This window comes from Nocardia beijingensis NBRC 16342 (assembly GCF_001612785.1).
In the GTDB taxonomy this organism is placed as follows: Bacteria; Actinomycetota; Actinomycetes; order Mycobacteriales; family Mycobacteriaceae; genus Nocardia; species Nocardia beijingensis.
Genome location: NZ_BDBC01000043.1, coordinates 67,407 through 87,391 on the forward strand (window position 1 = coordinate 67,407; position 19,985 = coordinate 87,391).

Here is a 19,985-nt window from a genome sequence, read left to right on the forward strand (position 1 = left end):
CGTGGCCACCGATGCGCTGCTGCTGATGAAGGACAACCTCGCCGATGTGATCGAGGCCAAGGCCATGATGTGCGTCCACGGTGATGCCGGGGTCGGTAAGACATTATCGGTCAACGCCACATTGCGTGAGCTGGCGCCGGACACGGTGTGCCGGGTGCAGTTCCGGGCCCGGCCGACACCGCGCGATATCCGGCACACGCTGTTCGATGCGCTCGCGATCGGTGGTGCGCCGCCGCGCAAGCCGATCGAGTTCGACCGAGTCCTCAAGGACGTGCTCTCGGAGCGGTTCCGGGTGCTGGTGTGTGATGAGGCGCAGTGGATGTCGCGGGAGTGCTTCGAATACTGGCGCCACCTCTGGGATGACCAGCGCACCGATATCGCGATCGTGTTCGTCGGCGGCGGAGACTGCTACCAGGTGCTGCGCCGCGAGCCGATGCTTTCCTCGCGGGTATATGTGTGGCAGGAGTTCCGGCGGATGACCCCTGAGCAGGTACTGAGCGTGATCCCGGCGTTCCACCCGGTGTGGGAGAACACCGAAGCGGAGATCATCGCTTTTGCCGACGCGCACGCCGGGCACGGCAACTTCCGAGCCTGGGCCAAGATCACCTCCCACACCGTGCGCGCCCTGGACCGCATGCACCGCGACCAAGTGGACCAGGAGGTGATGGGCTGGGTGTTCTCCAAACTGTCGGGCCTGTCGGGATGAATCAGCACCGCTGGCAGGCCCGCCTCGTCGAGGAGGTCGCGGCCGAAACCGGCGGGCACCCTGTGATCACCATCGTGCGCGATGCCGGTGACGACGCCGCAGTCACCCATGCTCTGCTGGCCGCGCACGACCCGGCCGGTGGGGTTCTCACCGTGCATCCGACACCGACCACCGTTTCCGGGCTCGCGCTAGCCGCCGATACCCTGGCCGCGCTGGGTTGCGCGCCGACCCGGACGGTCGCCGAGAAGGTGGCTGCGCTGGAGCCGGCGTCACGGGCGGTCCTGGCCTGGATATACGCTCACCGCATCCGGCACCTGGTGGTGTTGCGTGCCCACACTCTCACTGCGGATCAGCTCGCCTGGCTGCTGCGGCTGCGCCGCACCGCCAGCCTGCATCTGGTCCTGACCTGGCACACTCGGCACCCCATCCGGTGGGGTGCGGTCGAACTGAGTACGCTGCCCCACCAGCTGGTCGAGGCATCAAGCCCGGTGCTGGACGAGATCATCCTCGCGCGAACCCAGGCGACTGTTCCGGGCCCGGCGCCAGGCACTGTGGACTTGCCGCAGGTACCCGACACAGACGTCGCCGCATTCCTCACCGACGCGAAATCCGCACTGGCAGATAGGGAGTTCACCCGAGTCGAAACCGTCTACACGCAGGCAATCCAGAGCACGTGTGCGTGGCTTGCCGGGCACACCGGCCGCCCCTGCGCCCTCGCTCACGCAGGAGGTGGTGACGGGGTGTGGCTCGGCGCCGAGGACGCTGCCTTCGCCGAGCGGATGCTCGAAGTTCTGCACAACCGGCATACCCGTGTGCGCAAGCTCTACGAGCAGCGCCCCGAGGCCGGAATCGCGAACTGGCACGAAACCCTGGGCCTGTACCGGATACTTGCTGCGGCCGTCGCCGACAGCCCCGGCCCCTACACGACCGTCACCCGGCTGCGCGGTGTGCAGGCCGGGTTCGCGCTGCACGGCATACGCCTGGAATTGCCGCCGAATCTGGCCTACTCGGTCGGGCCCGGGCTGACGACCACCGTGGTGGATCAGCAGCTCGTCGATCGTATCCGCGCCCGCACCGCCGGCCCAGCTCATGCCGCCGCGGTGGCGGTGCAGTTGTTTACCGGCGCGACGGTCAAAGAGCTCAAGGCGCTGCCGTGTGTCGCGTTCGCGATTAACGCCCTGATCTACACCAGTCCGGTCGACCCGGCAGACCCCGCCCAGCTGTGCGTGTGGCCGGTGCCGCCGGCGGCGCGGCCGCTGTTGGAGGCAGCGTTGCTGTTCCAGGCGACCCGGCCCGAGCCCAGCGGGCAGTTGCTCACTGGGGCGGTCGGGGCTCTCGGTCAGGTCCTGCAGGACACGTTCACCGTGACCGGGCTGACCATCCCGGCGCGGCATCCCTGGCACTACGGCTGGCTCCCGCAGACCGCGATGCTGTGGACAGGTCGCCCGCGGCCGCTGCCGCGGAAACGCAGACCACCACAGTTCCGCCGCAATCAGCCGACGTTCCAGCGCTTGCCGCGGCCGCCGGAGCCGGTAGAGATCGAGGAGCGTGTGTACTTCCCACGGGGATAGCGCGGGTGGGTCGAAAACGAACGTTTGAGTCCCACACCCGGTCCAGCACACCGGGCGGGCGAACTACCAGGCCGGCGAACCTGCGGGATGGGCCAGAACCCGTGTGCGGTATCTAGGAGACGAAACCCGCGCCTGTCACCCCTTTGTGGGACATTTCCGGGCATGGCGCGGTTTGGATACGCCCGGGTCTCCACCCGCGGGCAGAAAGACGACTCTCAGATCGATGCGCTCACCGAGGCGGGGTGCGAACGGATCTGGATCGACAAGGCCTCCGGCAAACTCGCCCGCCGCCCGGAGTGGAACAAATGCTTTGAACACCTACGCCGCGGTGACGAACTGGTCATCACCCGGCTCTCGCCCGTTCCGGTCGGTGCGGCACATGACCGAACTCGCCGCCGCGCTCGACGAACGCGGCATCGACCTCATCGTGCTCAAACAGGGCATCGACACCACCACCCCGGCCGGGCGGTTCCTGTTCCACGTTCTGAATACAGTTCCTGGTGTACTGACTGCGCGTAACTCAAATAACAGAAATATCTGACATTTCAGCTATCTGTGTGTATAGTTCGTCGTATGACCTCAGACGATCTGGAACGGGGCTTTGCCGACGCGGTCGGCCGGCACTTCGCGCGTCAGAACGGACTGCCGCCGGTCACCGGCCGGGTAGTCGGGTGGTTGCTGGTCTGCGATCCGCCGCAGCAAACCATCGCCGAGGTCGGTCAGGGGCTACACGCCAGCCGCAGTGCCATCGCCGGTGCCGTCGCGCAACTCGAGGGCTGGTCGTGGATTCAGCGCACCCGGGCAGCCGGGGAACGAGTCGACCGAGTAGAGCTCGCCCCGGCAATCTGGGTGCGGCTGCTGGACAAAACCGAGGAGTACACCTCCCTGCACGCGCTCGCGCAGCGCGGACTCGAACTCCTCGAAGATGCACCGGACACTCGACGGTCTCGCCTGAGCGAGGCCGCGGCCTTTGCCGATTTCCTTGCCGAGCGGATGCCTGCCATCGCCGCCGAATGGCGCGCTCGCCGTGCCGAACTCGAACATCAGGCGGATAGGCCGACGACGTAGGAACGGCCGGGTCCAGGCCACTCATATCTTCATTGCTTCCAACGTGCCCGTACGACGGGTGCGCGATCACACCTGCCCGGAAGCGGTCGCCTGCCGCTCCGATCATTCACCGAATCGAGGATCGATCCCATGAGTTTTCCCACCGAGTTCTGGCAGCGTCGGCTCGACGAACTGCGCGCCGAATATCACGTGCCTGGAGCAGCTCTGGCGGTGGTGGCCGACGGCACCCTGCACGAACTGGCCAGCGGAGTGCTGAACACGGCGACCGGTGTCGAGGTCACGCCGGATTCGGTTTTTCTTTCCGGTTCGACGGCGAAGATCTACACGGCGGTTCTGATCATGCGGCTGGTCGATGCCGGAAAACTGGATCTCGACGCCCCTGTAGTGGACGTGCTACCCGAATTCGCCACCCCTGATCCGGAAACGACTCGGCAGATCACCGTCCGCCACTTGCTCAGCCATACCGGTGGCGTCACCAACGATTTCAACTACGATTCGGGTCGCGGTGACGATTGTCTCGCCCGATATGTCGAGGCCGCCCGCAGCGTGCCGCTCGACTGCAAGCCCGGCACCTCCTATTCCTACGGAAGCCTCGGCTACGTCGTGCTCGGGCGCATCGTCGAAATACTGACCGGGACCACCTGGGACCAGGCTCTCGACGAGATGATCTTCCAACCGCTCGGGCTCGGGCACTCCATGACCCTGCCGGAACAAGCACTGCGCTTCCGAGCCGCCATGGGCCATACCACCGGCAGTAATCCCGAACCGGCGCCGAGGTGGGACATGATGCCGCGCTCCGCGGGCCCCTACGGCCGCGTCATCACCTCTGCGGGAGATGTCGCCAGGCTGGCGACCATGCTCCTCGACGGTGGTGTCGCATCCGACGGCGTCCGCCTACTGTCGGAGGAAGCAGTGGCCGCCATGCAACGGCCACAGGTCACGAGCCCGGATAAATGGACGATGTCCGCCGACAGTTGGGGCCTGGGGCCCGCTCTCTACAATTGGGACGGCGTCACCGGTTTCGGCCACGACGGAAGTGCCATCACCCAGCACTCCTACTTGCGGGTCGTCCCGAGCGCCGGCGTGGTGGTCGTACTGTTGTGCAACGGTGGCGAATTCGGCAAGTTGTACGCCGACTTGGTGGGCGAACTCCTGGCCGAAACCGCCGGGGTGCGGATACCGCCGCCGTTTGCGCCTCCCGCGAGCCCGCCTGCGGTGGATATGACGGCTCTGGTGGGTATATACCGCCGTGGTGGCGTCGAGATCACCATCAGCGAACGGGACGGCCACGCGCGGATCCGTTACGAGTTCATCGATGGCATGAAGCATTTCTCGCCACCCATCGAAACAGATCTGACCGCAGTGTCTCCGTCGGTTTTCGCCGCTACGGGCGGCCCTTCCGGCGAGGATTACACCCCTGTCGTCTTCGGGTCGCTGGCCGAGGGCACCCCGTGTGTCTATGTCAGCATGCGCGCCACTCCCAAGGTCGGCTGATCGCCGATGAGAATCAACAAGGTAGCCGTGATCGCGGCAGGTGTAGCGACAGTGCTGGGTGCCACAGCCGCCGGCGCCGCTGCCGGCCCGAATCCCGCTGACGGACCGAGCTTCCGCGCCGTAACAGCCGGGGACTCGGCTGTCATCACCGTGGAGAGCGCCTCATTGGTTCAGCAGGGCAATGTCCTCGAGGTGAGATCAGAAGACGGTACGGTGCTCGCCGGAACCGAGTTGTCCTTCCGCCTGGATGACTTCGTACTTCCCATCACCGCAGAGATCCACGGCCGTACCGCCACACTCACCCCGCGCTTGGACCCGCGGCAGGCTGTCTATCAGCCGAGAGCCCTGCCGGTCGCACACCCGATTTCCTCGCCCAGTGCCGACGAACGCGAACAGGCCGCCTGGGGCCGGCTGACCAGTTCCCTCGGGATGGGCGCCATGCTCGGTGCCATGGTCGGGACGATCGGTGGCGCGGCCGCGGGTTGCCTGTTCGGTGGTCTGGCCGGCGCGACCATCGCTGCGGCCACTATCGTCGGAATGTTCGGGCCCTTCCTGCCCGCCGCGGCACTGGGCTGCCTGGGCGGGATCGCTGCGATGGGCCCGCTGGGCGCGGTGGCCGGCCAGTTGTTCGTCACCGCACCCATCGCGGTAGCTGCGGCGATCCAGTACTTCATCACGATCAACGAGCCACTCGGCTCACCCGCGACGTGAGCGCGCCGGCCATGCGACTCAGGACTGCTCTCGCCATCTGGCGTAATTGGCACCGCCCACTGGTCCTGAGTTCGATCATGCTGACGGGGCTCATGATCTTGTCGGGGATCGGCATGATCGTCGACGATCGCGTACTGCTCGGTGAATCGATCTGGACGAAGCCGCTGAAATTCAGCGTCGCTTTCGGGCTCTACACCGTGACCCTGGCATGGCTGCTGACGAAACTGGACAAGGCGGCGCGGGTGGGCTGGTGGATGGGGTCGGTATTCGCGCTCTTCGCGGCAATCGAGGTCGGACTCATCGCGATCATCGCCGGACGTGGCTCTTTCAGTCATTTCAACATCGGTGATCCCGATCCGCTGAACCGAACGCTCGTATCGATCTTTCAGAACGGCGTGCCGGCGATCTTCTTCTCGAATCTGGCCATCGCGATCATCGTGCTGATACAGCGCACCTGCGACCAAGCACTGTCCAGGGCGATGCGCCTGGGAATCGTGATATCCACCATCGGCACCACGATCCCGCTGTGGCTGGGCATCGGTGTCGACGCCCCCGAACGCACAGTCCACAACGCCGCGGGCGCGGAAGTCCGGCTACTCGGCGGACACGGTATCGGCGACCCCGACGGCACCGGGATGCCGTTCACGAACTGGAGCACCACCGGAGGTGATCTCCGAGTACCCCATTTCATCGGCATGCACGGCATCCACGCGCTGCTGCTGACGGCCGCTCTCCTCGCTGCGCTCGCTGTTCGTTACCGGTGGATGCACACGAGCACACGTGCACTCCTGGTGACAATCGCCGCGTTCGGCTACGCCGGACTGCTGGCCGCAACCGCCTGGCAAGCCCGCCGGGGACAGTCCCTGATCAACCCCGATGCCCTGACCCTCGGGGTGTTCGCCGTGCCGGCACTGATCACGATCATCGCGACCGTGCTTGTGATCCGCGCCGCGAAACGTCGACCCGTCGCACTGGAGGTGTCCCGAATCCGGCCCTGAGCGGCTGCCACCGGTTCCCAGTGCGCGACTTCTACCGCGAGGCGTCGGCGCCTCGCGTTCCACTTCGGATATTCGAACCGCATTCGATGGAGATCTGTTGATGGCTACCACTGTTCCGCTCGGGGGCAAGGCTCCGGCTACCGGGCCTGTGGTGGCGGTCCTCGCTATGGCGGGAATCGTCGTAGCCCTGATGCAAACATTGATGATTCCGATCCTCCCGCACCTGCCCGAGTACCTCGGCGCACCGGCGTCCGATACGGCGTGGGCTATCACGGCCACACTACTGGCCGCCGCAGTCGCCACACCGGTGATGGGCCGTCTGGGCGACATGTTCGGAAAGCGCCGCATCTTGCTGATCGGCTTGGTACTGCTCACTACAGGTTCTGTGGTATGTGCTCTGAGTACGACCCTCGTGCCGCTCGTTGCAGGCCGGGCGCTCCAGGGTCTCGCATCCGGTGTGATCCCACTGGGTATCAGCGTCATGCGCGATGTGCTTCCCAAGGAACAACTCGCGAGCGCGGTGGCCGTGATGAGCGCTTCCCTCGGAGTCGGGTGCGCGTTCGGACTACCGATTGCGGCGTTGATCGCGGATAAGGCCGACTGGCACATGCTGTTCTGGGCCTCGGCCGTGCTGGGGGCTATCGCCGCCGCCGTGATCTCGTTTGTCCTTCCCGAGTCGCCGGTACGAAGCGGTGGGAGTTTCGACTTTGCGGGCGCCGGCATGCTCACTATCGGCTTGGTCCCTCTGTTGCTGGGCGTATCCAAAGCCGCCGACTGGGGCTGGACAAGTGCTTCGACATCGGTCGCGTTCGGCATTGCTGTTTGCGCGCTGGCCGTGTGGGCCCGGTTGGAGTTGCGTAACGCCGAGCCCCTGGTCGACCTGCGCGTGGCGGGGCGCAGACAGGTCCTGCTCACCAATATCGCTTCGACAGTGCTCGGATTCGCGGTGCTCGCCGCGACAATGGTCTTTCCCCAGGTGGTGCAGCTACCGAAATCGATCGGTTACGGCCTGGGTGGCTCCATGCTGGCGGCCGGTTTGGTGATGGCGCCGCTCGGTGCGGTACTGCTGGTCGCGGCGCCGGTTTCTTCGCGGCTGACAAATGAATACGGGCCCAAGGTCACACTGATGGTGGGAGCTGTGGTGGTCGCGATCGGCTATATCGTGGGTATCTTCATGTTGCACTCGATCTGGCAATTGATCGTCACCGGCGTGGTCATCGGCTTCGGAACCGGCTTGGCATATGGTGCGATGCCCGCCCTCATCATGAGCGCGGTGCCTCCGTCGCAGACCGGCGCGGCCAACAGCTTCAATACCTTGATGCGCGCCTTGGGGACTTCGGCAGCCAGCGCCGTGACCGGCCTCGTACTCGCCGAGATGACCATGACTGTCGGGGACACGGCGGTTCCGACCGAGAACGCCTTCCACGTCCTCATGATCATTGCCGCAGGTTCGGCGCTCGCCGCGTTCGTCGTCGCCTTCTTCCTGCCAGGAAATGAAGAGTCGGTGGTGATTGCAGACCAGGTCGCCGCGCACTGAGTTCGCCGAGGTCATTCACGTCGATACACGCCGAGGGGCGGCGCTCTGTATCGCCGCCGCCTGACCAGGTGGCGGGGCGAGGACTCGCTGAACGCCCTCTGCGCCACAGCCTTCGGCGAGGCACAGTCGATCATGACCCCAGCAGCAGCCGGTCATGCTCCATAACCACTGTCACTTGATCGTGCAGCAGCCCCTGAAGCTCTTCTCTATCCTGCAGCTCGAACGGCAGCAAGAGCCTGGCAGTGTCGACCACATTCCGCATGCAACCATTCAACCGCCGATAAAGCACTGGCCGGGCGGCAGACAGTTCACCAGAGCGGCCGGTTCCGCAGGTCGGAGCACGGATGCCGTCCGGGAGAACCCGTCGTGGGCTACTGACATCGTGTGTCGCCTGCTCCTGACACGGTTGTCGTATCCGCAGGCCAGATCGCTGACATTTTCATGTCGTCTCTCAATTGTCGACGAGTTCTTCGCGTCCGCTTTCCAGTCGCCCTCGTCCGTGCACGTCCTCGGTTGCTGCCGGGCTTGGTAGTGCGTCCGTCCCTGGAGTGCTCATTGCCTACGTCATTTGGGTTGTCCACGGTCCCTGGCGAGGGGGTACCCAGTTTTCCATCCTTTCCGTAGCGGTTTCGTTTCGTCACATATAACGCTACGAAACGAAATTTGAAGACGTTCTCCAGAACCGAAGGCACGCGCTGACCGCCGATAAGGTTCACTTATCGGCGGTCAGGGCTAGGGGCGACTGCACGAACCGCTGGGATGGGACAGCCTTCCATTTCGTCTGAAATGGTGACGAAATCACGAAACCAAACGCTACGATTTCAGTCCCCACGAAGGATGCAGCTCTCCGGCCTGCCCCCCTCGCTCGCTGCGCTCACGGATGGTCGGGTGCAGCCGATTTCGGGAGCGCGAGAACGAGCACGATGAGCACAGCGGCGAGCGGCACACCCCACACCATCACCTCGGGGACGGCGACGGCCACGTTCGTCTGTCCGGTGAGTTCGCGGCTGAGCAGATTTCCCAGTACCGCCACCCCCACCGACATACCCAGACCGCGCAGGGCGAGCGTGGCGGAGGTGGTGACACCCAAATCGGCCGGTCCGACCGCATTCTGGGTCACCACCACCAAGTTCTGCATCAGGAGACCGAAGGCGACGCCCGGCACCATGAGGCACAGCGCCACCACCGCATAGCCGGTGTCGGGCCCCAGCCGGCTCAGCAACCAGAATCCGGCCGTCGCGAGCACCGCGCCCGTCAACAGGTAGGGCTTGAAGTCGCGGCTCGCACCCGCCCTGCCGCCCGCGATCGCCGCTACCGCCACAAAGGTCAGGAAGTACGGCAGTGTGGCCAGGCCCGCTGCGGTGGCACCGATATCGAAGGCGGTCTGCAAGTAAGTCGGCAAGTAGACGAGGGACGCGGCGAGCAATGCACCCGATACGAATGTTGCGGGGAGAGGCGCCCGCAAGGTGCGGTCGGCGAACAGTCGCAGCGGCAGGATCGGATGCGGGGTCCTGGGCTCCCACCAGCGGAAGACAGCCAGTGCCACGAGGGTGAGCGCGACAAGTCCGAGAATGACCGGCGACCCCCAGTCCGCGCTGCGCCCACCCCATTCGGTGACCAGCAGCAGACTCACCACGGCGGCGGTCAGCAGCGCCGCGCCCGGATAGTCGAGCCTGGTGTCACCGCCGACCCTGGGCAGTCGAAGCGACAGCGCGACCACAGCCATCGCCGCAAGGCCCAGCGGCACGTTGATGTAGAAGACCCATCGCCACCCGGCGAGATCCGTGATCGTCCCGCCGATCAGCGGGCCACCCACGCTCGCGATCGCGAAGACCGCACCCATCAGGCCCTGCATGCGACCGCGCTTGTCCACCGGGTAGAGCTCGGCGATCGCGATCGTGGGAACGACGAACAAGGCCCCGCCGCCGATGCCCTGTAGTGCCCTGGCCCCGACCAGCTGCCACAGCGTGTGCGAGGCACCCGCGAGCGCGGAGGCGATGACGAAAATCCCTACCGCGCTGAGATAGACGGCGCGTCTGCCGAAGCGGTCGCTGAGTCTGCCATACAGCGCCCCGGTGACGGTGGTGGCCAGCAGGTAGGCCGTCACCGTCCACCCGATGGACTCCATACCGCCCAGATCGGCGGCGATCTCCGGCAGCGCGATCGCGACCACGGCCTGATCGAGCACCGACAGCAGCGCACCCAGCATCAACCCAGCCGTGGCCAGCGGCACCGCACTCGGCCTGGTGACCGGAATCGTTCGTGTCACGGCCGATCACCCTCGCCCGAAGGGGTTCGGCAGCGCGAAATCCTCGCTCAGCAGGTCCTGATCGACCACGCCTGCCGCGACCGTGCCCGCCGCCGCGGCGGCGATGACGGCCGCCACCGGCATCGGGACGGTGGCGCGATGTGCCGTGTCCCCGGCCGCATACACGCCGGACACGCTGGTGCGCCCGAACTCGTCGACCTCGACGCAGCCGTCGGACAGCACCGCGCAGCCCAGCTGCTCGGCGAGATCGCTGCGCTGCACTGCCACGTTCTCGACGAAGACCGCGTCCCGCGCCAGCGGCGGGCCGGATTCGAAGACGATCCGATCGAGCTTGCCCGCCTCGCCATCGACGTGGGAGATGAATTCCTCGCGCACCGCGACCCCGTTGTCCTTCAGTATGTTTCGCAAGTCCTCCGGTAGCGCACCACCGTTGGTGCACAGAACGACATCCCCGGCGAACCGGCTCAGCTGCAGGGCCAATCGCACACGCGGCATCGCCGACCCGAGCACCGCGACCGGCCTGCCGGTGCACTCGAATCCGTGGCAGTAGGGGCAGTGGAATGCCGATCGGCCCCACAGCTCGGCGAGCCCGGGAATCCCGGGTAGTTCGTCGGCGAGGCCCGTGGCGAGCAGCAGTCGCCTCGCGGTCACCCGATCGCCCTGCGCGAGCGACACCTCGAACCCACCCGCGGCCGCGGCGCTCACGGTGGCCACAGCACCCCTGCGCATCTGGATCGTCGGGTAGGCGTCGAGTTCAGCGCGTGCGATCCGGCGGAAATCCGCCGGGGGCGTCCCATCCCGCGTGACGAAGTTGTGCATCGCGTCCGCCGGATTGTTGCGGCCTTCGCCCGCATCCAGCAGGAGCGCCCGGCGGTGGGTCCGCCCGAGCGAAAGAGCCGCGGCCAGGCCCGCCGGGCCACCACCGATGACGACTACGTCGAACATGTTTTCCTCCTTGACTTTTCCGCGATTATTCAAGTTAATGTCAACATGAAGTCAAGGGATGCGAGCCCGACCATGACCATCGGCGAGCTGGCGGCCCGCTTCGATCTCGCCACCCACGTGCTGCGGCACTGGGAGGCAATGGGCCTGCTGACGCCGACCGAGCGGGTGAACGGTCGGCGCCGCTACGACAACGGCCATGTCGCGCGGGTGGCGATGATCATGCGTGGCAAGAGCGCGGGCATGAGCCTGGAGCAGCTCGGTGAGGTGTTGCGCTCCACCAGCAGGACCGAGCGCCACGACGTCCTGCGGCGCCACCATGCCGAATTGCGACAGCGGCTGCGCGAACTCGAAGCCTCCAAGGCCATGATCGAGCACGCCCTGACCTGCACGGCAGAGGATTTCACCACCTGCCCGGCCTTCCGCGCACTGGTGGAGAACATCGAGCACCGCCGCTGACCGGACACGAGCCCGGCGCGAGGCGAGCCGGTCCAGCAGGCCTGTCGCACCCGATCGAGCGCGGCTCGCGGCACAAGGACCGAGAGGATGCCACGTCGACGAGCGACTGCCGCGCCTCTCTCGCCTGGGGCAACCCACATGGGGACGTGGGGGACGGAGAGCGATCGATCGCGTTCTGCGCTCGTGCTGACACAGCTTCCGAGGTCGGCTTCCCGGCTGGATGCGGGCAGCCGGATCCGATATGAGAGTGTGCAGTTCGAATGGAACCGAACGGATGCCCGCTACGTCCAACCATTCGAGACCATCCCAGGCGGATGAGAGGACTGAGGAGTTGACGGAGAGCCAACCCGCCACCACGTTCGCCGTGGTGCCCGAGCACGTCTCGGATGCCGGGCGTTACGTGCAACAGACCGCCGCGAACCTGATCAGTGGCCTGCGCACAGCCGGCGCCGAAGTCGACGGGCTCATGTCGAGCTGGCGCGGTGGCGCGGCCACCGCCTACACCGGGGCATGGGACGAGACCCACCGCGCCGCCCTGGAGCTGTTCGAGGCATTGGCGGACATGGCCGAGCTGCTCGGCGTGGTCGTGGACCGCACCGCCGCCACCGACACCGCGAGCGCCGGCACCTACAGCTCGCTCAGCCTGCCGCCGATCTGACCAACCCACCGAACCGTTGGAAGACGACCATGACCGAGTACCGTGTCGACCTGGCGCACCTGGAAGATGTCACCAAGCACATCGAGAGTCTGAATGCGTTCGTGGCCGATTCGCTCACCGAAATCGATGAGCGCATCGCCACGGTGCAGGGCAATTGGTCCGGCGCGGCGGCCGACGCGCACGCCCAAGCGCATGCCGACTGGATCGCCGCGGCCCAGAAGATCCACAACGGCCTGCAAGACTTGCGCGCCGCAGCCGCCGCGGCTCGTAAGGAATACGATGCGGCTACCGCGGCGAACCTCTCCCTTCTCGGCCGCGGCGCGGGAGCCGCCCGGTGACCGTCATCGACGTGTCGGTGCCCACCTACTACGACACCGCACAGAAGCTGGCCGACGCCGCCTCGCAGTTCTGGGCCGCGGTCGACGGCGAATGGCCGGCGATGGCGCAGGCCACCAACATGGCCGGAAGCTATTCCGACGGCAAGAAGTGGGGCCAGTCCTACGACGCTCGCGCCACCGAAATCCTCGACCTCGTCTCCAGACTGGCGACCGCGGCTCACGGCTACGCCGTGATCTTGCAGCAAATCGGCTACAACCACGAATGCGCCGAATGGGTCGCCACCGTCGACAACAATGCCATCCCCGTCAAACCAGCCGAGCCGATTCCGCCGGTGATCGTGTGCCGTATTCCGCTGCCCTCGGCGGGGGGACCCGGAAACGGTCTGGTCGACGAGGGCATCGGATTGGCCGAGATGATCGGCATCATCGTGCCCGACGGCAACGCCACCACGATGAGCAACGCGGCCGACACCTGGGAGCGCACTGCCCGCGCCGCGGCGGTGGCGGGATTCCCGGCCGCCTTGGACGCGGCGGCGACCGCCCTGCAAACGATCACCGCTCCGGAAAGCGCGTACGTCGACGAAGACTTGCGCGCGCTCAAAACGGCCGCCGACACGGTGATCACTGCCATGACCGACCTGGCGCAATCCTGCCGGGATCACCGCCAGGCGCTCGACGAGTTGCGCAACAACCTGAAGATCCAGCTCGAATCGATCCGGGATGCGCTACTGACAGAGTTGGCGATCAACGCGGCGGTGTCGATCGCGTCGAGCTGGATCACCCTCGGCGCCAGCGCGGCTATCGGCGTGGCCGGCGCCGCTGCCATCTGCGCGCGCTACGCCCGTCCGATCAGAGTCATGATCGAGCAATGGCAAAACGAGCGTCGGATTGCTCAGGGCGTCAAATACGAGCAAGATATTCAGCGCGCCGTACAGGAAGTCAAACGGCTCGAGGAACTGCGGCCTGGTGGGCCGCTCAAACCGAAACTGGACCCTCCGCGGCCGACGCTGAGCGCCGACGACGTGGCGGTACTGAGGCAAGGCCCGAGCGATGCGCAGGCCAATTCGCTCACCGCCGCCCTGCGCGAAGGCAGGGTGACCCCGGAGCAGCAACGCCAGATAGACGCGTTCAATCAGGCGCTCGGCAAGCTCCCCGCCCACGAAGGGCCGCTGGTGCGGCATACCACCCTCACCGACGAGCAACTGGCCAGATACGTGGAAGGCGAACCGACGACAGAAATCGGATTCACCAGCGCGAGCACCAAACCCACCGGGTCGAATGAATTCCTCGTCCAGAACTCGAATGTCGAATACCACATCGTGAGCAAGACCGGCCGAGACTACAGTCAATACGGCACCCCGGACGAAGTTCTGTTCAAGTCGGGTACCGATTTCATGGTCAACAAAAAAACGTTCAACTCGGACACGGGCCGTTGGTTGATCACAATGGTCGAAATTTAGGAGAAAGATGCCGGAAAAATTCGGGGGAAAGATCTTCTACACAAAAGAAGAGGCCGAACAGCTGGGGTTGACCCTTTCTGCGGAGGAGATGGCGCGCGCTGACGCGATTCTCGCCGCATTCGCCGAGACCGTCCGAAACGCCGCTCCCGCGCCGGAGGGGACTGTTCCACCCGGTTTCGGTGGCCGGTTCTCCGACGACCTGGAAGGCACCGAATTCGAGGGCTGGACTCGCGACGCCAAGACGGGTCAGTGGTTCGACAAGGAGGGCCGTCCGGTCCCGAAACCTTGACGCGCGAGAGCGTCCTGCGACGGCGACCCTCCTGGAAATCAAGGATGCGCCTACATCGCCACGGCTGCGTCCCCCTTCATCCTCCCGGCCTTGCTGGCCGACAGGGTCGCTGATGAGCGCGCAGTGCTCGGGATCGCCTCTCCCGATTCAGGCCACTCGACACAGTGGCTGATGCGTCGTGATGGGCGGTGGCGCGGAAGCGGTGTGCGAGGCGGGTTGACCCTCGCTCAGGGTCACACCTTCGAGACGGATCGAACGCTACGATCTGGCCGTGTCGAAGGTGTGCAACTATCCGGGCTGTGCCCGTCCGATCACCAGCGGGGCGGGTCCCGGTCGTCCCTCGGAGTACTGTGACCGGCCCGATCACACGCGCTGGCGTGCGTGGCGCGAGCGGCAGCGGCAGCAGCAGGAATCGGAGGCCGCGACCGCTGCCGTCACTGTGACGCAACCGGGGCCGGTGACCGCCGCACGGCTGCGGGCCGATGAACTGCTCACCCAGTTCCGGGGACTCGCCGAGCAATTGAACACCACGCTGAACGCCGCGGTCGCGGAGTTGTCCACCCTGGCCGATCCGGCGGTCGCGGAAGCCCAGGTGCAGGCGGTGCAGGTGGACGCGGCGCGGCGGATCGCCGAGGCGGAAGGCGCGGCGGTAGCGGCCGAGCAGGCGCGGCGGGAAGCGCAGGAGGCCAGGGAACTCGCCGAATCCGCCGCCGACGACGCGGCCGGCGCCGCCGAACAGGCCGAAGCGCTGATCGCCGAGGCGAATTCGGCGCGCGACGACGCACTGCGCGAAGTCGAACGTGTCACCAAGCAGGCGGCCGACGACGTGTTCGCCGCCCGCAGCGCCGCGGAATCCGAAGTCCGCGCGGTGCGCCGCGAATCCGCCGAGCAGATCGAGCGCATCGAACAGCAAGCAGCCGAACAGGTCGAGCGGGCCGGGCGTCGCGCGGACACCGACATCGCGCACGCCCGGCGTGAGGCCGAAGCGCTGGTCGCGGCCGCCCATTCCGAGCGCGATCTCGCCGTGCAGCGCGCGGCGGACGCCGAACGAGCAGCCGAACGCGCCGAGCGAGCCGCCGCTGAACGCGCCGAAGCCGCGGACGAAGCACGTGCGGAATGGCGACGGGTCCGCGCCGAACTCGACACCACCCGCGCCGAACTCGCCGAGACCCGTCGCGCCGCGGCCGCCGAACTGGCCGCTGTCCGCGCCGAAGCCGCCGCGGCTGTCGAGAAGGCGCGTGCGGAAGCCGCTCAGCGACTGGAGGCGCTCGACGAAGCTCGCGTGCAGACCCTCGCGCGGGCCGAACGCGCCGAAGCCCAGCTCGACGCCCTCCTCGCCGAACCTCGCAAATCGCCCGCTATCGAGCCCGCTCGCAGCGACGACGCCTGAATGGGCGCAAGGCCTTTTGCCCTGGTCTCTCGGTGGCAGCGAGGTGCGCGGTGAAGGAGTATTCGGTATGGCCGTCATCCATCGGACCATCATGGTTCCCACGAAGAGGCAACTGCTGGCCTCGTGGCTGCCCGGCCGAGCCTGGTATCGCGGTGGAAAGCCGCCGGATCTGCGCAAGGCCGGTGGTTTCCGGCTCGACGACGGACGGGGAAGTCGGGATCGAATTCGTGGTGATCACCGATCACTCCGGCGCGCGGCCGTACACCTACCACGTGCCGCTGACCTACCGTGGCTCGCCGCTTCCGGACGCCGCCGAGTCAGTCGTGGGCACCTCCGAACACGGTGTGCTCGGCACCCGATGGGTGTACGACGCCACCCGTGACCCGGTGGCGGTGGCCCAGATCGTCGCATTGCTCACCGGCAACGCGCGGCCACAGGCCCAGAGCGCCGGCGACACACCGGACCCCTCGGTCACCGTGCGCCGCACGGATATGCTCTCTCCCACAGCGGAATTCGGTGCGGTGCGAGACGGGTCGTCCTGCACCGACATCCTGGTGGGCGATCGGATCGTACGCATCCATCGCCTTCTGCACGCGTCGATCTCGCTTGCGGAGCAGACAGGAGCCGGTCGGGTCAGCGCGCCGTCGCGGCTGAGCGAGGATGTCACCGTGAGCGACGTATTGATCAGCGTGGCAGCGTAATTCGAGACTACGGCGCGCGTTCGCACTGCGGCCCGCCCGTACGACGACGACTGTGATCGGGCAAACGATCCGTTAACCGCCACTCTGGTCATATCATGTAGCTATGCCCGAAACCGAGGTCGAAGGGCGTACGGAACCACTGGCCGGCGCAGCCCGGCAGACGGTACTGGTGGTCGGTGCCTGCTCGATGATCATGGGTGTGGCCCTAGCGGTGTGGCCGCACAAGTCGTTGCCGACAGCGGAACTGCTGTCCGGCGGCTGCCTGCTGCTCAACAGCGTCCTACAACTGGCGGTGGCGTTCGGCGCCCGCTTCGTGACCCCGCTGCGCGTGCTGGTGCTGGTCAGCGGGGCGCTGTCGGCCCTGCTCGCGGTGCTCTGCTTCGCGGGCGGCAATTCGGCTCCGCTGCTGTCGTTCTGGATCGGGTTGGCGTGGGCGATCCGAGGGATCTGTCACGCCACCGTGGCGGTCTGGGTCGACGACCTGGCCGGGCGCGGGCGGCAGGAGCTGTTCGGACTGGTCACGCTGGCACTCGGTGTGCTGGTCGGTTCGGTGCCGTTCGAGTCACCGGACACGCTCGGCTGGGTGGCCGGTTCGTGCCTGATCGCGATCGGGACACTGGAAGCCTTGTTCGCCGTTGGCTCTCGGCGCGACGCGGTCGCGCTGCCGGCTATGGTGCCGACCCTGCGCCTGGACGGCTGAGCGCGACGGCGTATCCGGTGGCGATCCGAACGCTATCGAGGTTGACTGGGCGGCATGCCATCCCAGCAATCCGAGCTCCGGTCGCCGGCGGAACTCATCGTGGTCACCCAGGGCGCAGGCACCGCGATCACGCCGAACGCTCTGAGCGACAGTCGCAGCGCACAAGCACGTCTGACGGAACTACTCCCCGCCGGGGGCGAACTGGTGCGCGTCTTCGGGCCGACCAACCGTTTGGAACGCAGGCTGACCGCCACCCCGTATCGGGAGACCGGGGCGGAATATCTGCACTACTTCTACGTCCGCGGCGTCACCGGCCGACTCGACGAACTGGCCGAGCGGCTGCGTGCCGCCGAGGATGTGGCGGCGGCATATGTGAAACCGCCCGCGGAACCGCCGATCGCGCCGGAGAGCGCGCGAGCGATCACGGGCCGCTCCGCCGCCGAGGCGCCCCCGGTCACACCGGATTTCGTGGTGCGCCAGGGTTATCTGGATGCCGCCCCGCAGGGGATCGATGCCCGGTGGGCCTGGACGGTTCCCGGCGGCCGGGGGACCGGTGTGCGAGTGGTGGACGTCGAGGGCGCCTGGCGGTTCACCCATGAGGACTTGCAGGTCAACCAAGGAGGGGTGATCGGGGGCAGCCCCTCACCGCAACAGGGTTGGCGCGACCACGGCACGGCGGTCGTCGGGGTGATCAGCGGCGACGTGAACGCCTACGGCATCACCGGCATCGTGCCCGAAGCCCACATCCGCGCGGTGTCGATCTTCGGGTCCGGATCGGCGAGCGCGATCCGTTCGGCGGCGGACGCGCTCGGTCCCGGTGATGTGATGCTGCTCGAATTGCATCGTCCCGGACCGCGCTTCGACTACGTCAACCGGCCCGATCAGCGCGGCTATATCGCGATCGAATGGTGGCCCGACGACTTCGCTGCGATCCGGTACGCGGTCGGCAAGGGCATCGTCGTGGTGGAAGCGGGAGGCAACGGCGGCGAAGACCTCGACGCCGCGCTCTACGATGCCCGCCCCGCGGAATTCCCGAGCACATGGCGCAATCCGTTCCGCGGTGGCGATGCCGACTCCGGGGCGATCATCGTGGGAGCCGGCGCACCCCCACCGGGCTTCCACGGCCGCGACAACGGCCCGCCCCGCTCGCGCTTGCCGTTCTCGAACTACGGAGAGCGGATCGACGTGCAGGGCTGGGGCCTGGAAGTCACCACCACCGGGTACGGCGACCTGCAAGGCGGTCCCGACGAGGACCTCTGGTACACCGACGTGTTCAGCGGAACCTCGAGCGCGTCCCCGATCGTGGTCGGCGCGGTTACGAGCTACCAGGGCATGAGCGCGGCCGCGGCCGGACGCAAGACTCCCGCGGAAGTGCGCGCCCGGCTGCGGGAAACCGGCACGCCGCAAACCGATGCCCCGGACCGGCCGGCATCCCAGCGCATCGGCAACCTACCGAATCTGAAATCGATGATCCTGCCACGGTAGGCCGCCGAAGCGGTCATACTCCGAGTCCGGAACCGCGCAGGGTCTTACCCGATTCCGCATAGTGGAATCCACTCGCCACATATTTGCTCGATGTGGAATCCGCGTGAAGGAGTTCCAGGTGTCGGCGGCCGCCGCCGGAAATTCCGCGGACGTGAGGTCGGATCGGCCATAGTGATCGGCGAGCGCCCACAGCTCGTCGTGCGTGGAGGCGCCGTCTTGGCCCCGGACGCCCGTCCCGGCGTGCCGCTCACTCCACGCGCGCCGCGAGCAGCAATTCGAGCAGCAGCTCGGCGAATTCGGTGGGCGCGTCGGTGAATCCACTGTGCCCGCCGGGGAACTCGGTGAGCGGGATACCGAGCCGCCGGGCGAGCTCCTCGGCAGGACGGTGGGGGAGCTTGCCCTTGGTCTCGCGGCCCGCACCGAGCACGAGGCGGTCGGCGACCGGCGCCAGCGCCGCGACGTCGGGCAGATGCGAGGTGATCGTGCGCAGTTCGTGCGCCATATTGCGCGGCGCGTTGGCGTGCAGGCGTTCGATCATCGCCGCGGCGCGCGGGGAGAGCCCGGCGGGATCGGGCATGCGCACGCCTCCGCCGATCCCTTCGAGGAAGCGGGCGCCCGCGGCGGCGAGACCCTCGGTGACGAACAGCTCGTACACCTCGTCGACGAATGCCTTGTGCTCGGCGGCATCGGGCAGCACGGCGAAAGACGGCGGCTCGTGCGCGATCACCAGCCGCAACCGCTCGGGATGCCGGGCGAGCAGGTCGAGGGCGACCACCGCGCCGCCGCTGCCGCCGAAGACGTAGGCGGCCTCGCCCGCCGGCGTCAGATGTTCGAGGAGCAGGTGCGCGTCCTCGCTTTGCACCTCGACCTCGATGTCGGCCGGTGGGCCTGGATCGAGCACGCTGCGCGAGTAGCCGCGCGGGTCGATGGTGACCACGGTGAAGTGCTGGGCGAGCGGCTCTAGGATGGGGTCGAACACCGCCGCGTCGCCTCCGCTGCCCGGCAGCAACAACAGCACCGGCCCGGCGCCGCTCACCTCGTAGTACAGCGTGGCTCCGGGAACTGGAAGCGTGCCGGATCTCATGGTTTCTCCTCGTCGTCGGTCGGCCACTGCTCGAGGGCTACGTGCAGGGCGTCGATGATGCGTTCCCAGGACTCGGCGGTGGAGCGCGCGTGCCCGAAGCCGCCGCCGGCCTCCAGAACGCTGTA

Annotated in this window: 20 protein-coding genes and 1 pseudogene; 17 read left to right on the forward strand and 4 right to left on the reverse strand. The window is 66.9% G+C overall.

Annotation, left to right across the window (positions count from 1 at the left end):
• The first annotated feature begins 25 nt into the window (after nt 1-25).
• From NB3_RS23110 to NB3_RS23140, 8 genes and pseudogenes are all read left to right on the forward strand, one after another.
• Complete coding sequence (locus NB3_RS23110; RefSeq protein WP_244892036.1) at nt 26-706, forward strand: AAA family ATPase; 681 nt, start codon at nt 26-28, stop codon at nt 704-706.
• On the forward strand, nt 703-2,277 hold the full coding sequence (locus NB3_RS23115) for a hypothetical protein (protein ID WP_067807260.1): 1,575 nt from the start codon (nt 703-705) through the stop codon (nt 2,275-2,277). The genes NB3_RS23110 and NB3_RS23115 overlap by 4 nt, the downstream gene beginning before the upstream one ends.
• A 162-nt stretch (nt 2,278-2,439) precedes the next feature.
• Nucleotides 2,440-2,818, forward strand: a pseudogene (locus NB3_RS34430) (recombinase family protein).
• A 32-nt stretch (nt 2,819-2,850) separates the two neighbouring features.
• Nucleotides 2,851-3,345 carry a GbsR/MarR family transcriptional regulator gene (locus NB3_RS23120; RefSeq protein WP_067807262.1) on the forward strand — a complete coding sequence of 165 codons (495 nt, stop codon included), beginning with the start codon at nt 2,851-2,853 and terminating at the stop codon, nt 3,343-3,345.
• A gap of 129 nt (nt 3,346-3,474) precedes the next feature.
• Complete coding sequence (locus NB3_RS23125; protein WP_067807265.1) at nt 3,475-4,839, forward strand: serine hydrolase domain-containing protein; 1,365 nt, start codon at nt 3,475-3,477, stop codon at nt 4,837-4,839.
• 27 nt (nt 4,840-4,866) lie between these two features.
• Nucleotides 4,867-5,550, forward strand: coding sequence for a DUF8020 domain-containing protein (locus NB3_RS23130; RefSeq protein ID WP_307695413.1), 684 nt, complete (start codon nt 4,867-4,869; stop codon nt 5,548-5,550).
• Nucleotides 5,547-6,548, forward strand: a complete 1,002-nt coding sequence (locus NB3_RS23135) for a hypothetical protein (protein ID WP_218020631.1) — start codon at nt 5,547-5,549, stop codon at nt 6,546-6,548. The genes NB3_RS23130 and NB3_RS23135 overlap by 4 nt, the downstream gene beginning before the upstream one ends.
• A gap of 100 nt (nt 6,549-6,648) precedes the next feature.
• Nucleotides 6,649-8,085, forward strand: a complete 1,437-nt coding sequence (locus NB3_RS23140; protein ID WP_067807269.1) for an MFS transporter — start codon at nt 6,649-6,651, stop codon at nt 8,083-8,085.
• Between the two features lie 130 nt (nt 8,086-8,215).
• Here NB3_RS23140 and NB3_RS36615 read toward each other — a convergent pair whose 3' ends face one another.
• The 3 genes from NB3_RS36615 to NB3_RS23150 all read right to left on the reverse strand — a co-directional run bounded on the left by NB3_RS36615 (nt 8,216) and on the right by NB3_RS23150 (nt 11,299).
• The gene (locus tag NB3_RS36615; protein WP_280495475.1) at nt 8,216-8,347 is read right to left on the reverse strand and encodes a hypothetical protein; all 132 of its coding nucleotides are present in this window, start codon (nt 8,345-8,347) and stop codon (nt 8,216-8,218) included.
• Between the two features lie 612 nt (nt 8,348-8,959).
• Nucleotides 8,960-10,354 carry an MDR family MFS transporter gene (locus NB3_RS23145; protein WP_157111966.1) on the reverse strand — a complete coding sequence of 465 codons (1,395 nt, stop codon included), beginning with the start codon at nt 10,352-10,354 and terminating at the stop codon, nt 8,960-8,962.
• Nucleotides 10,355-10,360: 6 nt separating this feature from the next.
• A complete protein-coding gene (locus NB3_RS23150) occupies nt 10,361-11,299 on the reverse strand; it encodes an NAD(P)/FAD-dependent oxidoreductase (RefSeq protein WP_067807275.1) in 939 nt (312 codons plus the stop codon).
• A 45-nt stretch (nt 11,300-11,344) separates the two neighbouring features.
• Here NB3_RS23150 and NB3_RS23155 point away from each other — a divergent pair, with 45 nt between their 5' ends.
• The 9 genes from NB3_RS23155 (at nt 11,345) to NB3_RS23195 (ending at nt 18,776) form a co-directional block, all read left to right on the forward strand.
• Entirely contained in the window at nt 11,345-11,755 is a 411-nt protein-coding gene (locus tag NB3_RS23155) for a helix-turn-helix domain-containing protein (protein WP_067807278.1), read from the forward strand.
• A 331-nt stretch (nt 11,756-12,086) separates the two neighbouring features.
• Nucleotides 12,087-12,413: a WXG100 family type VII secretion target gene (locus tag NB3_RS23160; RefSeq protein WP_067807281.1), complete on the forward strand. Its 327-nt coding sequence runs from the start codon at nt 12,087-12,089 to the stop codon at nt 12,411-12,413.
• Nucleotides 12,414-12,442: 29 nt separating this feature from the next.
• On the forward strand, nt 12,443-12,751 hold the full coding sequence (locus tag NB3_RS35670; RefSeq protein WP_067807284.1) for a WXG100 family type VII secretion target: 309 nt from the start codon (nt 12,443-12,445) through the stop codon (nt 12,749-12,751).
• The gene (locus NB3_RS23170) at nt 12,748-14,211 is read left to right on the forward strand and encodes a hypothetical protein (RefSeq protein WP_067807287.1); all 1,464 of its coding nucleotides are present in this window, start codon (nt 12,748-12,750) and stop codon (nt 14,209-14,211) included. Before NB3_RS35670 ends, NB3_RS23170 begins: the two co-directional genes overlap by 4 nt.
• A gap of 7 nt (nt 14,212-14,218) precedes the next feature.
• Nucleotides 14,219-14,500, forward strand: a complete 282-nt coding sequence (locus tag NB3_RS23175; RefSeq protein ID WP_067807290.1) for a hypothetical protein — start codon at nt 14,219-14,221, stop codon at nt 14,498-14,500.
• 271 nt (nt 14,501-14,771) lie between these two features.
• Nucleotides 14,772-15,890 (forward strand): coiled-coil domain-containing protein, encoded by a 1,119-nt coding sequence (locus NB3_RS23180; protein WP_244892037.1) that lies wholly within the window; start codon nt 14,772-14,774, stop codon nt 15,888-15,890.
• 227 nt (nt 15,891-16,117) lie between these two features.
• The gene (locus NB3_RS23185; protein WP_244892038.1) at nt 16,118-16,591 is read left to right on the forward strand and encodes a maltokinase N-terminal cap-like domain-containing protein; all 474 of its coding nucleotides are present in this window, start codon (nt 16,118-16,120) and stop codon (nt 16,589-16,591) included.
• A gap of 103 nt (nt 16,592-16,694) precedes the next feature.
• Nucleotides 16,695-17,291, forward strand: a complete 597-nt coding sequence (locus tag NB3_RS23190) for an HdeD family acid-resistance protein (protein ID WP_067807293.1) — start codon at nt 16,695-16,697, stop codon at nt 17,289-17,291.
• A gap of 54 nt (nt 17,292-17,345) precedes the next feature.
• Complete coding sequence (locus NB3_RS23195; RefSeq protein WP_067807296.1) at nt 17,346-18,776, forward strand: S8 family peptidase; 1,431 nt, start codon at nt 17,346-17,348, stop codon at nt 18,774-18,776.
• 247 nt (nt 18,777-19,023) lie between these two features.
• Here NB3_RS23195 and NB3_RS23200 read toward each other — a convergent pair whose 3' ends face one another.
• On the reverse strand, nt 19,024-19,860 hold the full coding sequence (locus tag NB3_RS23200; protein ID WP_067807298.1) for an alpha/beta fold hydrolase: 837 nt from the start codon (nt 19,858-19,860) through the stop codon (nt 19,024-19,026).
• Nucleotides 19,861-19,985 lie beyond the last annotated feature (125 nt).

Coding starts and splice junctions, on each gene's coding strand:
- NB3_RS23120 (WP_067807262.1), top strand. CDS start 2,851: ATGACCTCAGACGATCTGGAACGGGGCTTTGCCGACGCGGTCGGCCGG.
- NB3_RS23110 (WP_244892036.1), top strand. CDS start 26: ATGAAGGACAACCTCGCCGATGTGATCGAGGCCAAGGCCATGATGTGC.
- NB3_RS23175 (WP_067807290.1), top strand. CDS start 14,219: ATGCCGGAAAAATTCGGGGGAAAGATCTTCTACACAAAAGAAGAGGCC.
- NB3_RS35670 (WP_067807284.1), top strand. CDS start 12,443: ATGACCGAGTACCGTGTCGACCTGGCGCACCTGGAAGATGTCACCAAG.
- NB3_RS23155 (WP_067807278.1), top strand. CDS start 11,345: ATGAAGTCAAGGGATGCGAGCCCGACCATGACCATCGGCGAGCTGGCG.
- NB3_RS23195 (WP_067807296.1), top strand. CDS start 17,346: ATGCCATCCCAGCAATCCGAGCTCCGGTCGCCGGCGGAACTCATCGTG.
- NB3_RS23115 (WP_067807260.1), top strand. CDS start 703: ATGAATCAGCACCGCTGGCAGGCCCGCCTCGTCGAGGAGGTCGCGGCC.
- NB3_RS23140 (WP_067807269.1), top strand. CDS start 6,649: ATGGCTACCACTGTTCCGCTCGGGGGCAAGGCTCCGGCTACCGGGCCT.
- NB3_RS23200 (WP_067807298.1), bottom strand. CDS start 19,860: ATGAGATCCGGCACGCTTCCAGTTCCCGGAGCCACGCTGTACTACGAG.
- NB3_RS36615 (WP_280495475.1), bottom strand. CDS start 8,347: ATGCGGAATGTGGTCGACACTGCCAGGCTCTTGCTGCCGTTCGAGCTG.
- NB3_RS23125 (WP_067807265.1), top strand. CDS start 3,475: ATGAGTTTTCCCACCGAGTTCTGGCAGCGTCGGCTCGACGAACTGCGC.
- NB3_RS23190 (WP_067807293.1), top strand. CDS start 16,695: ATGCCCGAAACCGAGGTCGAAGGGCGTACGGAACCACTGGCCGGCGCA.
- NB3_RS23150 (WP_067807275.1), bottom strand. CDS start 11,299: ATGTTCGACGTAGTCGTCATCGGTGGTGGCCCGGCGGGCCTGGCCGCG.